Source organism: Enterobacter cloacae complex sp. P40C2 (genome assembly GCF_014930695.1).
GTDB classification, from domain to species: domain Bacteria; phylum Pseudomonadota; class Gammaproteobacteria; order Enterobacterales; family Enterobacteriaceae; genus Enterobacter; species Enterobacter pasteurii.
Window position 1 is genome coordinate 21,251 of sequence record NZ_JADBRP010000012.1, and the last position, 14,665, is coordinate 35,915.

The following is a 14,665-nucleotide window of genomic DNA, read 5'->3' on the forward strand; positions in this document are numbered from 1 at the left end:
ATCGCGCCTGTAGCTTTGAGTACGACGAGCATAAAAGCCAGTGAACGACCTTTAGTGGGTTACAAGTGAAAGTGAGGGACGCTGCTGTTTACTCAGCCCTGAGGGATTCAGGGGATGAATTTGTAACAAAGGAAACGTGCTGCACTAATTTTCACCGTAGCAGACGATTTTTGCGCCTTGTCGCTGCTGCGTGTGGTTGGTAAAGTAAGCGGATTTTGTTTTCCGCCCCAGCTTTCAGGATTATCCCTTAGTATGTTGAAAAAATTTCGTGGCATGTTTTCCAATGACCTGTCCATTGACCTGGGTACCGCGAATACCCTTATTTATGTTAAAGGACAAGGCATCGTATTGAATGAGCCTTCCGTTGTGGCCATTCGTCAGGATCGTGCCGGCTCGCCAAAAAGCGTGGCCGCAGTCGGTCATGATGCGAAGCAGATGCTGGGCCGTACTCCGGGCAACATCGCCGCGATCCGCCCAATGAAAGACGGTGTTATTGCTGACTTCTTCGTGACTGAAAAAATGCTTCAGCACTTCATCAAGCAGGTTCACAGCAATAGCTTCATGCGCCCAAGCCCGCGAGTGCTGGTGTGTGTGCCCGTTGGCGCAACGCAGGTAGAACGCCGCGCAATCCGTGAATCCGCGCAGGGCGCTGGTGCACGTGAAGTGTTCCTGATTGAAGAACCGATGGCGGCGGCAATTGGCGCGGGCCTGCCGGTTTCTGAAGCAACCGGTTCTATGGTGGTGGATATCGGTGGCGGTACCACTGAGGTGGCCGTTATCTCCCTGAACGGCGTGGTGTACTCCTCTTCCGTGCGTATCGGCGGTGACCGTTTCGACGAAGCCATCATCAATTACGTTCGCCGTAACTACGGCTCTCTGATCGGTGAAGCAACCGCAGAGCGTATCAAGCATGAAATCGGTTCTGCTTACCCGGGTGACGAAGTGCGCGAGATCGAAGTTCGCGGCCGTAATCTGGCAGAAGGCGTTCCACGCGGCTTTACCCTGAATTCCAACGAAATCCTGGAAGCGCTGCAGGAGCCGCTGACCGGCATCGTGAGTGCGGTGATGGTTGCGCTGGAACAGTGCCCGCCAGAACTGGCCTCCGATATCTCCGAGCGCGGTATGGTTCTGACTGGTGGTGGTGCGCTGCTGCGTAACCTCGACCGCCTGTTAATGGAAGAGACAGGTATTCCTGTCGTAGTTGCAGAAGATCCACTGACTTGCGTCGCCCGTGGTGGTGGCAAGGCGCTGGAAATGATCGACATGCACGGCGGCGACTTGTTTAGCGAAGAGTAGTCGGGTGTGAGAGGGTAGCAATTTGCTACCCTTTCTCTCTGACGCGAGAATACGCATAGCCTATGAAGCCAATTTTTAGCCGTGGCCCGTCGCTACAGTTTCGCCTGATCCTGGCGGTTCTGGTGGCGCTCGGGGTCATTATTGCCGATAGCCGCCTCGGTACGTTCAGCCAGATCCGAACGTACATGGATACCGCCGTCAGTCCTTTCTACTTTATATCAAATGGTCCCCGTGAACTGCTCGACTCCGTGTCGCAAACGCTCTCATCGCGTGACCAGCTCGAACTCGAAAACCGTGCCTTACGCCAGGAACTGCTGCTGAAAAACAGCGAACTGCTGATGCTGGGGCAATATAAGCAGGAAAACGCGCGTCTGCGTGAACTGCTTGGCTCGCCGCTGCGCCAGGATGAACAGAAAATGGTCACCCAGGTGATCTCCACCGTTAACGATCCGTACAGCGATCAGGTGGTGATTGATAAAGGCAGCGTGAACGGCGTATACGAAGGTCAGCCCGTTATCAGCGATAAAGGCGTTGTGGGCCAGGTCGTGGCGGTAGCCAAACTGACCAGCCGCGTGCTGCTGATTTGTGATGCCACCCATGCGCTGCCGATTCAGGTGCTGCGTAACGACATCCGCGTGATTGCCGCCGGTAACGGCTGTACGGACGATCTGCAGCTGGAACATCTGCCCGCCAACACGGACATCCGCGTGGGCGACGTGCTGGTGACATCCGGGCTGGGCGGCCGTTTCCCTGAAGGTTACCCGGTTGCGGTTGTCTCTTCCGTGAAGCTCGATACTCAGCGTGCCTACACCGTTATTCAGGCGCGTCCAACGGCCGGACTGCAGCGACTGCGCTACCTGCTGCTGCTGTGGGGTGCCGATCGAAACGGCGCTAACCCGATGACGCCGGAAGACGTGCATCGCGTGGCGAACGAGCGCCTGATGCAGATGATGCCGCAGGTGCTGCCTGCGCCTGACGCGATGGGGCCACCTGCGCCCGTACCGGCTCCGGCGACAGGCTTAACGCAGCCGCTGCCGGATGCGCCGCCACCGCCGCAAGTCTCGGGTGGAGGGCAGTAGTGGCAAGTTATCGTAGCCAGGGGCGCTGGGTAATCTGGCTCTCATTTCTCGTTGCACTGCTGCTGCAAATCATGCCCTGGCCGGACGACATCCTCGTTTTCCGGCCAAACTGGGTATTGCTCATTTTGCTCTACTGGATCCTTGCCCTGCCGCATCGCGTAAATGTCGGCACAGGTTTTGTGATGGGTGCCATACTGGATCTGATCAGCGGCTCTACGCTTGGCGTGCGCGCCTTATCCATGAGCATTATCGCGTATCTTGTTGCACTCAAATTCCAGCTCTTTCGTAACCTTGCGCTCTGGCAACAGGCGCTGGTGGTGATGTTGTTGTCGCTCGCTGCGGATATCGTTGTTTTCTGGGCAGAGTTTTTAGTGATCAACGTCTCTTTCCGACCGGAAGTGTTCTGGAGTAGTGTAGTAAACGGTGTGCTCTGGCCGTGGCTGTTCCTGCTGATGCGTAAAATCCGCCAGCAGTTTGCCGTGCAATAAAAGGTTTCTATGACGTCTCTGTATCTTGCCTCCGGTTCTCCGCGTCGCCAGGAACTGCTCGCGCAGTTGGGCGTGTCCTTCGAACGCATCGTTACCGGTATTGAAGAAAAACGCGCTGAGGGCGAAAGCGCTCAGCAGTACGTTTCCCGTCTGGCGCGCGAGAAAGCGCAGGCGGGCGTTGCCTGTGTGCCGCGTGACCTGCCGGTGCTGGGTGCAGACACCATCGTTATTCTTAATGGTGAAGTGCTTGAGAAACCCCGCGACGCGGCCCACGCGGCGCGGATGCTGCGCAAAATGTCCGGACAAACGCATCAGGTGATGACGGCGGTGGCGCTGGCGGATAGCCAGCACGTGCTGGATTGCCTGGTGATTACGGAAGTGACGTTCAGAGTCCTCACCGACGAGGAGATCGCCGGCTATATCGCCAGCGGTGAACCTATGGATAAAGCAGGTGCATACGGTATTCAAGGGTTGGGTGGCTGTTTTGTCAGGAAGATAAATGGCAGCTATCACGCCGTAGTCGGCTTACCGCTGGTGGAAACGTATGAGTTGCTGAGCAATTTTAACTCACTGCGTGAGGGAAGGGATAATTATGACGGCTGAATTGTTGGTAAACGTAACGCCATCGGAAACCCGTGTGGCCTACATTGATGGTGGCATTCTTCAGGAAATCCATATTGAGCGTGAAGCGCGGCGCGGAATCGTAGGCAATATCTACAAAGGTCGTGTCAGTCGTGTACTACCGGGTATGCAGGCGGCTTTTGTAGATATTGGGCTCGATAAGGCGGCGTTTTTACATGCCTCCGATATCATGCCGCATACCGAATGCGTGGCAGGCGAAGAGCAAAAGCAGTTTGCCGTGCGCGACATCTCTGAGCTGGTGCGTCAGGGCCAGGATCTGATGGTGCAGGTAGTGAAAGATCCGCTGGGCACCAAAGGCGCGCGTCTGACCACCGACATCAGCCTGCCTTCACGCTACCTGGTGTTTATGCCGGGCGCGTCGCACGTTGGCGTCTCCCAGCGTATCGAAAGCGAAAGCGAGCGCGAGCGCCTGAAAAAGGTGGTTAGCGCCTACTGCGACGAGCAGGGCGGCTTTATTATCCGTACCGCGGCCGAAGGGATCAGCGAGGACGATCTGGCCTCTGACGCGGCCTACCTGAAGCGCGTCTGGACCAAGGTGATGGAGCGTAAAAAACGCAACCAGACCCGCTATCGGCTTTACGGTGAGCTGGCGCTCGCCCAGCGCGTATTGCGTGACTTTGCCGACGCCCAGCTTGACCGCATCCGCGTGGACTCCCGCCTGACGTACGAAGCCTTGCTGGAGTTCACCGCCGAATACATCCCGGAAATGCCGGGCCTGCTGGAGCATTACACGGGCCGCCAGCCGATATTTGACCTGTATGATGTTGAAAACGAAATTCAGCGCGCGCTGGAGCGTAAGGTGGAGCTGAAATCGGGCGGTTACCTGATCATCGACCAGACCGAAGCGATGACCACCGTTGATATCAATACCGGCGCGTTTGTCGGCCATCGCAACCTTGATGACACCATCTTCAACACCAACATCGAAGCGACGCAGGCCATTGCGCGCCAGCTTCGCCTGCGCAATCTGGGCGGCATTATCATCATCGACTTTATCGATATGAATAATGAAGATCACCGCCGTCGCGTGCTGCACTCGCTGGAGCAGGCGCTGAGTAAAGATCGCGTGAAAACCAGCATCAACGGCTTCTCGCAGCTGGGTCTGGTGGAAATGACCCGGAAACGGACCCGTGAAAGCGTGGAACATGTGCTCTGCAATGAGTGTCCAACCTGCCATGGACGCGGAACGGTAAAGACGGTGGAGACGGTCTGCTACGAAATCATGCGTGAGATTGTGCGGGTTCATCACGCCTACGACTCGGACCGTTTTCTGGTCTATGCTTCCCCTGCTGTGGCGGAGGCCCTGAAAGGGGAAGAGTCGCACGCGCTGGCGGAAGTGGAAATCTTTGTCGGCAAACAGGTAAAAGTGCAAATTGAGCCGCTCTATAACCAGGAGCAGTTTGACGTCGTAATGATGTAAGCGCAGTTTTCGCTGCGAGAATAAAGGCTGACAAGGAGAGACGCGTGAGGCGATTGCCGGGGATTTTACTGCTTACAGGGGCAACGCTGGTCGTGATTGTCGCGTTGCTCGTGAGCGGGCTGCGTCTCGCCTTACCGCACCTGGACAGCTGGCGTCCGCAGATCCTGGCCAAAATCGAATCCGCCACCGGGATGCCGGTGGACGTCAGCCACATCGAAGCAAGCTGGCAGAACTTCGGCCCGACGCTCGATGCGCGGGATATCAGTGCCGGCCTGAAAGATGGCGGCCATCTTAAAATCAAACGCGTCACCCTGGCGCTGGACGTCTGGCAAAGCCTGCTGCATATGCGCTGGCAGTTTCGCGATCTCACCTTCTGGCAGCTACAGCTAATAACCAACACGCCGCTGCGAAGCGGTGACGGCAATCAGGGGCTGGAAGCTAACCGTATCAGCGATCTCTTCCTGCGTCAGTTCGATCACTTCGATCTACGCGACAGCGAAGTGAGCTTTATTACCCTTTCCGGGCAGCGCGCTGAGCTGGCTATCCCGCAGCTGACATGGCTTAACGGGAAAGATCGCCACCGCGCCGAGGGACAGGTGAATCTCTCCAGCCTGAACGGGCAGCACGGCGTTATGCAGGTGCGGATGGATCTGCGCGACGACAACGGCCTGCTGAACAACGGCAGGGTCTGGCTACAGGCGGACGACGTGGATGTGAAGCCGTGGCTGGGGGAATGGCTGCAGCAAAACATGCAGCTCGAAACCGCGCGCTTCAGCCTCGAAGGCTGGATGACGCTGACAAACGGCGCGTTCGCCAGCGGAGATATCTGGCTGAAGCAGGGGGGCGCGAGCTGGAAAGGGGAACGCCGTCAGCATCAGCTTTCCGTCGATAACCTCACCGCGCACGTTACCCAGGAAAAAGGCGGCTGGCAGTTCGCTATTCCCGACACGCGCATATCCATGGATAACAAACCCTGGCCGCGCGGCGCGCTGACGCTGGCGTGGATGCCGGAGCAGGACGTGGGCGGGATAAGCAGTAAACGCAGCGACGAGCTGCGTATCCGCGCCAGTAACCTGGATCTGACGGCGATCGAAGGGCTGCGTTCAATGGCGGCAAAACTCTCTCCGGAGCTGGGCGAAATCTGGCTGGCGACGCAGCCGAGCGGGCAGATAAACCGGCTGGCGCTGGATATTCCGCTACAGGCTACGGAAAAGACACGCTTCCAGGCGTCATGGAAAAACCTCGCGTGGAACCAGTGGAAACTGCTGCCGGGTGCTGAACACTTCAGCGGCAAGCTGGAAGGTAGCGTGGAGAACGGCAGGCTGACGGCAGAAATGCATGACGCCAACATGCCGTACGAAACGGTCTTTCGAGCACCGCTGGAAATCGAAAAAGGCAACGCTACGCTCAACTGGCTGAAGAATGGCAACGGTTTTCAGCTGGATGGCCGCGACATCGATGTAAAAGCCAAAGCGGTACATGCGCGCGGAAACTTCCGTTATCTACAGCCTGAAGGCGATGAGCCGTGGCTGGGTATTCTGGCGGGCATCAGCACGGATGATGGTTCGCAGGCGTGGCGCTACTTCCCGGAAAACCTGATGGGCAAGGCGCTGGTGGACTACCTCAGCGGCGCCATTCAGGGCGGTCAGGCTGATAACGCCACGCTGGTCTACGGCGGTAATCCGCACCTGTTCCCGTACAAACATAACGAAGGGCAGTTCCAGGTGCTGGTGCCGCTGCGCAACGCCACCTATGCCTTCCAGCCGGGCTGGCCCGCGCTGAAAAATCTGGATATCGAACTCAACTTCCTGAATGACGGCCTGTGGATGAAGACCGACAGCGTTGCGCTGGGCGGCGTGACCGCCAGCAACCTGACGGCGAATATCCCGGATTACTCCAAAGAGAAATTGCTGATTGATGCGGATATTCAGGGGCCGGGTAAAGCGGTTGGTCCGTACTTTGAGGAAACGCCGCTGAATGACTCCCTGGCAGCTACCCTTCAGCAGCTACAGTTAGATGGCGATGTGAATGCTCGCTTACATCTGGATATTCCCCTCGACGGCGAGATGACTACCGCCAAAGGCGACGTACGCCTTAACAACAACAGCCTCTATATCAAGCCGCTGGACAGTACCCTGAAGAACCTCAGCGGACAGTTCAGCTTTGTTAACGGCAATCTGAAAAGCGAGCCGCTGAAAGCGACCTGGTTTAATCAACCCGTCAATATCGATTTCTCCACTACCGAGGGCGATAAAGCCTATCAGGTGGCGGTAAATATGGACGCGAACTGGCAGCCGTCACGCATGAATGTTCTGCCGAAGCCGATTGAGAACGCGGTGGACGGTGCGGTGTCATGGAATGGCAAGGTCGCCATCGACCTGCCTTATCACGCCGGGGCGCGCTACAGCGTCGATATCACTGGCGACCTGAAAAATCTCAGCAGCCAGCTTCCCGCGCCGCTGAATAAGAAAAGCGGTGAACCACTGCCTGTTAACGTTAACGTTGCGGGTAACCTCAACAGCTTTGATTTAACCGGTAACGCTGGCGGAACGAACCACTTTAACAGCCGCTGGCTGCTCAGCCGCAAGCTGACGCTGGACAGGGCGATCTGGACGACGGACAGCCGAACCCTGCCGCCGCTGCCGGAGCAGGCGGGGGTTGAACTGAACCTCCCGCCGCTGGACGGCGCGCAGTGGCTGGCGCTGTTCCAGAAAGGGGTAGGACAAAACGTCGATCAAACGGCGCAGTTCCCGCAGGCCATCACCTTGCGCACGCCGGCTTTGACGCTGGGGGGGCAGCAGTGGAATAACCTGAGCATTGTTTCCCGGCCTGTGGCTAACGGCTCGCGCGTGGAGGCGAAGGGGCGGGAAATTAACGGCACGTTGACGATGCGCGATAACGCCCCGTGGCAGGCGGCAATTCGCTATCTCTATTACAACCCGACCTTTGCGGCAGCTAACGCCCAGCCGACGACTGCCTCGCCGCTGAGTGGCTCCGCGCGCGTGGATTTCAGCGGCTGGCCCGATCTCCAGCTTCGCTGCGCGGAGTGCTGGCTGTGGGGGCAAAAATATGGCCGTATCGACGGTGATTTTGCTATTAAGGGCCATACGCTGAGCCTCTCCGGTGGGCTGGTGGATACTGGCTTTGGACGCCTTACCGCCGCAGGCGAATGGGTAAATAAACCGGGTGAACAGCGCACCTCGCTGAAAGGGGATATTAAAGGGAACAAGCTCGATGCCGCGGCTAACTTCTTCGGTATCAGCACGCCGCTTCGCGGATCGTCCTTCGATGTGAATTACGATCTGCACTGGCGCGCCGCGCCGTGGACGCCGGATGAGGCCTCGCTCAACGGTATTCTCAGAACCCGCTTTGGTAAGGGTGAAATAGCCGATGTCAGCACCGGTCATGCGGGGCAGATATTGCGCCTGCTGAGCTTTGACGCGCTGCTGCGCAAGCTGCGCTTCGATTTTAGCGACACCTTTAACGAGGGTTTCTATTATGACTCCATTCGCTCAACGGCCTGGATCAAGGATGGCGTTATGCATACCGACGATACGCTGGTGGACGGCCTGGAAGCGGATATCGCCATGAAAGGGTCGGTGAACCTCGTGCGTCGTGAGCTGGATATGGAAGCGGTCGTCGCCCCGGAAATTTCAGCCACCGTGGGCGTGGCGACGGCTTTCGTGGTCAACCCGATTATCGGTGCAGCGGTATTTGCCGCCAGCAAAGTGCTGGGGCCGCTATGGAGCAAAGTCTCGATTCTGCGCTACCGCATTACGGGCCCAATCGATAAACCGCAGATTAATGAAGTGCTGCGCCAGCCGCGCAAAGAAGCACAGCAATGATTTGACGTGGGCAGGTAATTGCCTCACTCTCAATAAATACGATCTTTATACCGCCACGGGCGGCAACGAACGAGTAGCAATACGATGAGTCTGAACCTGGTAAGTGAACATTTGCTCGCAGCGAACGGCCTGAGCCATCAGGACCTGTTCTCCATTCTTGGTCAACTGACCGAACGCCGTCTCGACTACGGCGATCTCTATTTCCAGTCGAGCTATCACGAATCCTGGGTTTTAGAAGACAGCATCATTAAAGATGGCTCTTACAACATTGACCAGGGCGTCGGCGTACGCGCCGTCAGCGGCGAGAAAACCGGTTTTGCCTATGCTGACCAGATTAGCCTGGCCGCACTTGAGCAGAGCGCGCAGGCCGCGCGAACCATTGTGCGCGATACCGGCGACGGTCGCGTAAAAACCCTGGGTGAAGTACAGCATTCTGCGCTCTATACCAGCATCGATCCGCTGCAAAGCATGAGCCGCGAAGAGAAGCTGGACATCCTGCGCCGCGTGGACAAAGTGGCCCGTGCAGCGGATAAACGGGTGCAGGAAGTGTCTGCCAGCCTGAGCGGTGTCTATGAGCTGATTCTGGTGGCGGCGACAGACGGTACGCTGGCCGCCGACGTGCGTCCGCTGGTCCGTCTCTCCATCAGCGTTCAGGTAGAAGACGACGGCAAGCGCGAGCGCGGCTCAAGCGGTGGCGGCGGACGTTTCGGCTATGACTGGTTCCTGGGCGATGTTGACGGCGAAGCGCGCGCGGATGCGTGGGCAAAAGAGGCCGTGCGCATGGCGCTGGTTAACCTGTCTGCCGTGGCAGCCCCCGCCGGTACGCTACCGGTGGTGCTGGGCGCTGGCTGGCCGGGCGTGCTGCTGCACGAAGCGGTTGGGCACGGTCTGGAAGGCGATTTCAACCGTCGCGGTACGTCGGTATTCAGCGGCCAGATGGGGCAGCTTGTCTCCTCCGAGCTGTGTACCGTGGTGGATGATGGCACCATGCTCGACCGTCGCGGCTCGATTTCTATCGACGACGAAGGTACGCCGGGCCAGTACAACGTGCTGATCGAGAACGGCGTGCTGAAGGGTTACATGCAGGACAAGCTCAACGCGCGTCTGATGGGCGTTGCGCCAACGGGCAACGGTCGTCGTGAATCTTACGCGCACCTGCCGATGCCGCGCATGACTAATACCTACATGCTGCCGGGCAAATCCACGCCGCAGGAGATTATCGAATCCGTTGATTACGGCATCTTCGCGCCAAACTTTGGCGGCGGGCAGGTGGATATCACCTCCGGCAAATTTGTCTTCTCGACTTCAGAAGCGTATCTGATTGAGAAAGGCAAAGTGACCAAAGCGGTAAAAGGGGCGACGCTGATCGGATCCGGGATTGAAGCAATGCAGCAGATCTCCATGGTCGGTAACGATCTGAAGCTGGATAACGGCGTGGGCGTCTGTGGCAAAGAAGGTCAGAGCCTGCCGGTAGGCGTGGGCCAGCCAACCCTGAAGGTCGATAACCTGACGGTGGGCGGCACGGCGTAATTTTTCATTTTCCCCTCACCCTGACCCTCTGCCCAACGGGGAAAGGGGACTGCTCCGTGCGGTCTTTTCGCCATCGCCCCTTTGGGAGAGGGCCGGGATGAGGGGGAAGGCCTACTCTTTCCTTCTTCCCCGCATGCCCTGAAACAGCTCCGCCACTTCCACAAAATAGTCCGTCAGATAGTTAATACAGACCTGCACCTTCAGCGGCAGCTTGTCCTTTTCGGTATAGAGCGCATAAACCGGACGCGGATCGGACTGGTACCGGGGGAACAGGATCTCCAGCTCGCCGGAGTTGATCTCGTTGATCACCCACATCAGCGGCACGTAGGCGATCCCGGCGCCGGCAACCAGCCAGCGCGAGATGGTCATCGGATCGTTAGTGACGAACCGGCCTTCCGGCAGCAGTTTGGTGGAAAGCCCTTCCGGTGCGATCAGTTCAAACTCATTGTCCGGGCGCACGCTGTATTCCAGCCATGAATGGTTGCCGAGATCGGCGGGTTTTTCCGGCACGCCATACTGCGCCAGATAGCTTTTCGAGGCGCAGACCACCATCGGCATGCTGCCCAGGCGACGCGAGAACAGGCTTGAGTCCTGCAGGGCGCCAACGCGGATCACCACGTCTAATCCATCGGCAATCAGGTCCGGTGCCGGAATGCCCGTCACCAGATTGACGCTTAAGCCGGGATACTCTTTCAGCATTTCCGCCGTCATGGCAGCGAGAACATTTTGTGCCATAGTTGAAGAACACCCAATGCGCAGCGTGCCGATCGGCGTGTTGTTAAAAGCATAGAGCTGTTCGTGTACATCCTGCACTTCATGCAGCATCCGGCGGCAGCCCTGGTAGTAAATCTTACCGGCCTCCGTCAGCCCGATGCTGCGGGTGCTGCGGTTAAGCAGCTTTACCTGGAGTTCATCTTCCAGTTTTGACACCGTCTGGCTAATGGATGAGACGCTCATTTGTAGCTGACGAGCTGCGGCGGTAAAAGAGCCTTGTTCAACCACTTTGGCAAACACCGACATGCGTTTTAGACGTTCCATTATTCACTCTTACTTAAAAGTGATTTAGATCACATATGATAGATAACAGCATAACAGTTACGTTAATATACTATTAATTACATAACGGCTGCGCCACTTTCGCCCGGCATTTCCTGCTCTCCTGCGGCGGCGCGTGCTTAACAATCCAGTAGCCTGCACTCTCTCTAATCAAGGTCAACATGAGTCTGTTTCCCGTTATCGTGGTGTTCGGTTTGTCGTTCCCACCGATATTTTTCGAGCTTCTTTTATCACTGGCGATCTTCTGGCTGGTGCGCAAGGTGCTGGTCCCCACCGGGATTTATGATTTCGTCTGGCACCCTGCATTGTTTAATACCGCGCTGTATTGCTGCCTGTTCTACTTAATATCGCGCATGTTTGTCTGAGGTTGATGTGAAAACGCTAACAAGAAAAATCTCCCGCACCGCCATCACTATGGCGCTGGTCATCCTGGCGTTCATCGCTATTTTTCGCGCCTGGGTCTATTACACCGAGTCACCGTGGACGCGCGATGCGCGTTTTAGCGCCGAAGTGGTCGCCATCGCGCCAGATGTCGCCGGGCTTATTACGGCCGTCAACGTCCACGATAACCAGCTGGTAAAAAAAGATCAGGTGCTGTTCACCATCGACCAGCCGCGCTATCAAAAAGCCCTCGAAGAAGCAGAAGCGGATGTGGCGTATTACAACGCGCTGGCCTCGGAAAAACGCCGTGAAGCAGGGCGCCGTAACAGGCTGGGCATCCAGGCCATGTCCCGAGAAGAGATTGACCAGTCCAACAACGTTCTGCAAACCGTGCTGCACCAGCTGGCAAAAGCCCAGGCGACGCGCGATCTGGCGAAGCTCGATCTGGAGCGTACCGTTATCCGCGCCCCGTCCGATGGCTGGGTGACCAACCTTAACGTCTATGCGGGCGAGTTTATCACGCGCGGCTCAACCGCCGTGGCGCTGGTGAAACAGAACTCCTTCTACGTCCTCGCCTATATGGAAGAGACCAAGCTGGAAGGCGTACGTCCGGGCTATCGCGCCGAAATCACGCCGCTCGGCAGCAACCGGGTTCTGAAAGGGATCGTGGACAGCATTGCAGCGGGGGTAACTAACGCCAGCAGCTCCAATGATGCGAAAGGGATGGCGACCGTAGACTCCAACCTTGAGTGGGTGCGCCTGGCGCAGCGCGTGCCGGTACGCATTCGTCTGGATGAGCAGCAGAGTAACCTCTGGCCCGCAGGCACCACCGCGACGGTGGTGATCACCGGTGAAAAAGACCGTGATGCCAGCCAGGATTCGCTCTTCCGTCAAATCGCCCATCGCCTGCGCGAGTTTGGTTAATCGGTATGGGCATTTTTTCCATCGCCAGCCAGCACATCCGCTTCGCCGTGAAGCTGGCATGCGCCATTGTGCTGGCGCTGTTTGTTGGCTTCCACTTCCAGCTTGAAACGCCGCGCTGGGCCGTTCTGACCGCCGCGATTGTCGCCGCCGGTCCCGCCTTTGCTGCCGGCGGTGAACCCTACTCCGGGGCAATCCGCTATCGCGGGATGCTGCGCATTATCGGGACCTTTATCGGCTGTATCGCCGCGCTGACCATAATCATACTGATGATCCGCACCCCGCTGCTGATGCTTATCGTGTGCTGTATCTGGGCCGGTTTCTGTACCTGGGTCTCTTCTCTGGTGAAGGTTGAGAACTCCTACGCCTGGGGTCTGGCCGGGTATACCGCGCTGATTATCATCATCACTATTCAGACCGAACCGCTGCTCGCCCCGCAGTTCGCCGTGGAGCGTTGCAGCGAAATTGTCATCGGCATCGTCTGCGCGATAGTTGCGGATCTGCTTTTCTCTCCGCGATCCATCAAGCAGGAAGTCGATCGGGAACTGGATGCGCTCATCGTTGCCCAGTACCAGCTCATGCAGCTGTGCATTAAGCATGGCGACAGCGAAGAGGTCGACAAAGCCTGGAGCGGCCTGGTGCGCCGTACGCAGGCGCTGGAAGGGATGCGCAGTAATCTCAATATGGAGTCTTCCCGCTGGGATCGGGCAAACCGTCGTCTGAAAGCGATCAATACCGTGTCGTTAACGCTGATCACCCAGGCGTGCGAAACCTACCTGATTCAGAACACTCGTCCTGAAGCGGTAACGGATACCTTCCGCGAGCTGTTTGACGAGCCGGTAGAGACGGTGCAGGACGTGCACCGACAGCTTAAGCGCATGCGTCGGGTTATCGCCTGGACAGGGGAGCGCGATACCCCGGTGACCATTTATACCTGGGTCGGCGCGGCGACGCGCTATCTGCTTCTGAAGCGCGGCGTGACGGGCAACACCAAAATCAGTGCGGCGGAAGAAGAAGTGTTACAGGGCGAAGTGGTGATCAAGCCGGAATCCGCCGAGCGCCATCATGCGATGGTCAACTTCTGGCGTACCACCCTGGCCTGCATACTCGGCACGTTGTTCTGGCTGTGGACCGGCTGGACGTCCGGTAGCGGTGCGATGGTGATGATTGCCGTCGTTACCGCCCTGGCGATGCGTCTGCCCAATCCGCGCATGGTCGCCATCGATTTTCTGTACGGCACCATTGCTGCGTTACCCATTGGCGCGCTCTACTTCCTGGTGATTATCCCCTCGACGCAGCAAAGCATGCTTTTACTCTGTATCAGCCTGGCGGTAATGGCGTTCTTTATTGGCATAGAGGTTCAGAAGCGCCGCCTGGGATCGCTGGGGGCGCTGGCGAGCACCATTAACATCATCGTGCTGGATAACCCGATGACCTTCCATTTCAGCCAGTTCCTGGACAGCGCATTGGGCCAGCTGGTGGGCTGTTTCCTGGCGATGATGGTGATCCTGCTGGTGCGGGATAACTCCCGGGCGCGGACAGGGCGCGTGCTGCTGAATCAGTTCGTGTCGGCGGCCGTCTCTTCCCTGACCACCAATACCGCTCGGCGCAAGGAGAACCACCTGCCAGCGCTCTATCAGCAGCTTTTCCTGCTGCTGAACAAATTCCCGGGCGATATTGCGAGGTTCCGCCTGGCGTTGACCATGATTATTGCGCACCAGCGTCTGCGAAACGCGCCGGTGCCGATCAACGACGATTTATCCGCCTTCCACCGCCAGCTTCGGCGCACGGCGGACCACGTGATTTCTGCATCCAGCGATGACAAGCGTCGCCGCTACTTTAGGCAGCTGCTGGAGGAGCTGGACGTTTACCAGGAGAAGCTGCGGATCTGGGAAGCCCCGCCGCAGGTCACCGAGCCGGTAGAGCGGCTGGTATTTATGCTCCACCGCTACCAGAATGCGCTGACGGACAGCTGATGAAGAGAAAACCGACGCCAAAAGCGTCGGT

General features: G+C 57.7%; 11 protein-coding genes. 10 read left to right on the forward strand and 1 reads right to left on the reverse strand.

Annotated features, from left to right (window positions below; genetic code table 11):
- Positions 1-252 precede the first annotated feature (252 nt).
- The 7 genes from mreB to tldD all read left to right on the forward strand — a co-directional run bounded on the left by mreB (position 253) and on the right by tldD (position 10,300).
- Positions 253-1,296 carry a rod shape-determining protein MreB gene (mreB, locus tag IM304_RS18505; RefSeq protein ID WP_000913396.1) on the forward strand — a complete coding sequence of 348 codons (1,044 nt, stop codon included), beginning with the start codon at positions 253-255 and terminating at the stop codon, positions 1,294-1,296.
- Between the two features lie 62 nt (positions 1,297-1,358).
- Positions 1,359-2,375, forward strand: a complete 1,017-nt coding sequence (gene mreC, locus IM304_RS18510; RefSeq protein WP_003860400.1) for a rod shape-determining protein MreC — start codon at positions 1,359-1,361, stop codon at positions 2,373-2,375.
- Positions 2,375-2,863: a rod shape-determining protein MreD gene (gene mreD, locus IM304_RS18515; protein ID WP_003860402.1), complete on the forward strand. Its 489-nt coding sequence runs from the start codon at positions 2,375-2,377 to the stop codon at positions 2,861-2,863. The genes mreC and mreD overlap by 1 nt, the downstream gene beginning before the upstream one ends.
- 9 nt (positions 2,864-2,872) lie before the next feature.
- Positions 2,873-3,466 carry a nucleoside triphosphate pyrophosphatase gene (locus IM304_RS18520; RefSeq protein WP_193355861.1) on the forward strand — a complete coding sequence of 198 codons (594 nt, stop codon included), beginning with the start codon at positions 2,873-2,875 and terminating at the stop codon, positions 3,464-3,466.
- The gene (rng, locus tag IM304_RS18525; protein ID WP_193355862.1) at positions 3,456-4,925 is read left to right on the forward strand and encodes a ribonuclease G; all 1,470 of its coding nucleotides are present in this window, start codon (positions 3,456-3,458) and stop codon (positions 4,923-4,925) included. The genes IM304_RS18520 and rng overlap by 11 nt, the downstream gene beginning before the upstream one ends.
- A 44-nt stretch (positions 4,926-4,969) precedes the next feature.
- Positions 4,970-8,770, forward strand: coding sequence for an AsmA2 domain-containing protein YhdP (gene yhdP / locus IM304_RS18530; protein WP_193355863.1), 3,801 nt, complete (start codon positions 4,970-4,972; stop codon positions 8,768-8,770).
- Between the two features lie 84 nt (positions 8,771-8,854).
- Entirely contained in the window at positions 8,855-10,300 is a 1,446-nt protein-coding gene (gene tldD, locus IM304_RS18535; RefSeq protein ID WP_148422328.1) for a metalloprotease TldD, read from the forward strand.
- 111 nt (positions 10,301-10,411) lie between these two features.
- Here tldD and aaeR read toward each other — a convergent pair whose 3' ends face one another.
- Positions 10,412-11,338, reverse strand: a complete 927-nt coding sequence (aaeR, locus tag IM304_RS18540) for an HTH-type transcriptional activator AaeR (RefSeq protein ID WP_148422329.1) — start codon at positions 11,336-11,338, stop codon at positions 10,412-10,414.
- Positions 11,339-11,517: 179 nt separating this feature from the next.
- On the opposite strand from aaeR, the gene aaeX reads away from it, so the two are divergent.
- Genes aaeX through aaeB form a run of 3 tightly spaced genes read left to right on the forward strand, consistent with a single transcriptional unit; the run spans position 11,518 to position 14,634 of the window.
- A complete protein-coding gene (gene aaeX, locus IM304_RS18545; RefSeq protein ID WP_003860416.1) occupies positions 11,518-11,721 on the forward strand; it encodes a p-hydroxybenzoic acid efflux pump operon protein AaeX in 204 nt (67 codons plus the stop codon).
- A gap of 7 nt (positions 11,722-11,728) precedes the next feature.
- The gene (aaeA, locus tag IM304_RS18550) at positions 11,729-12,661 is read left to right on the forward strand and encodes a p-hydroxybenzoic acid efflux pump subunit AaeA (RefSeq protein WP_193355864.1); all 933 of its coding nucleotides are present in this window, start codon (positions 11,729-11,731) and stop codon (positions 12,659-12,661) included.
- A 5-nt stretch (positions 12,662-12,666) separates the two neighbouring features.
- Positions 12,667-14,634, forward strand: a complete 1,968-nt coding sequence (aaeB, locus tag IM304_RS18555) for a p-hydroxybenzoic acid efflux pump subunit AaeB (RefSeq protein ID WP_176609364.1) — start codon at positions 12,667-12,669, stop codon at positions 14,632-14,634.
- Positions 14,635-14,665: the final 31 nt, after the last annotated feature.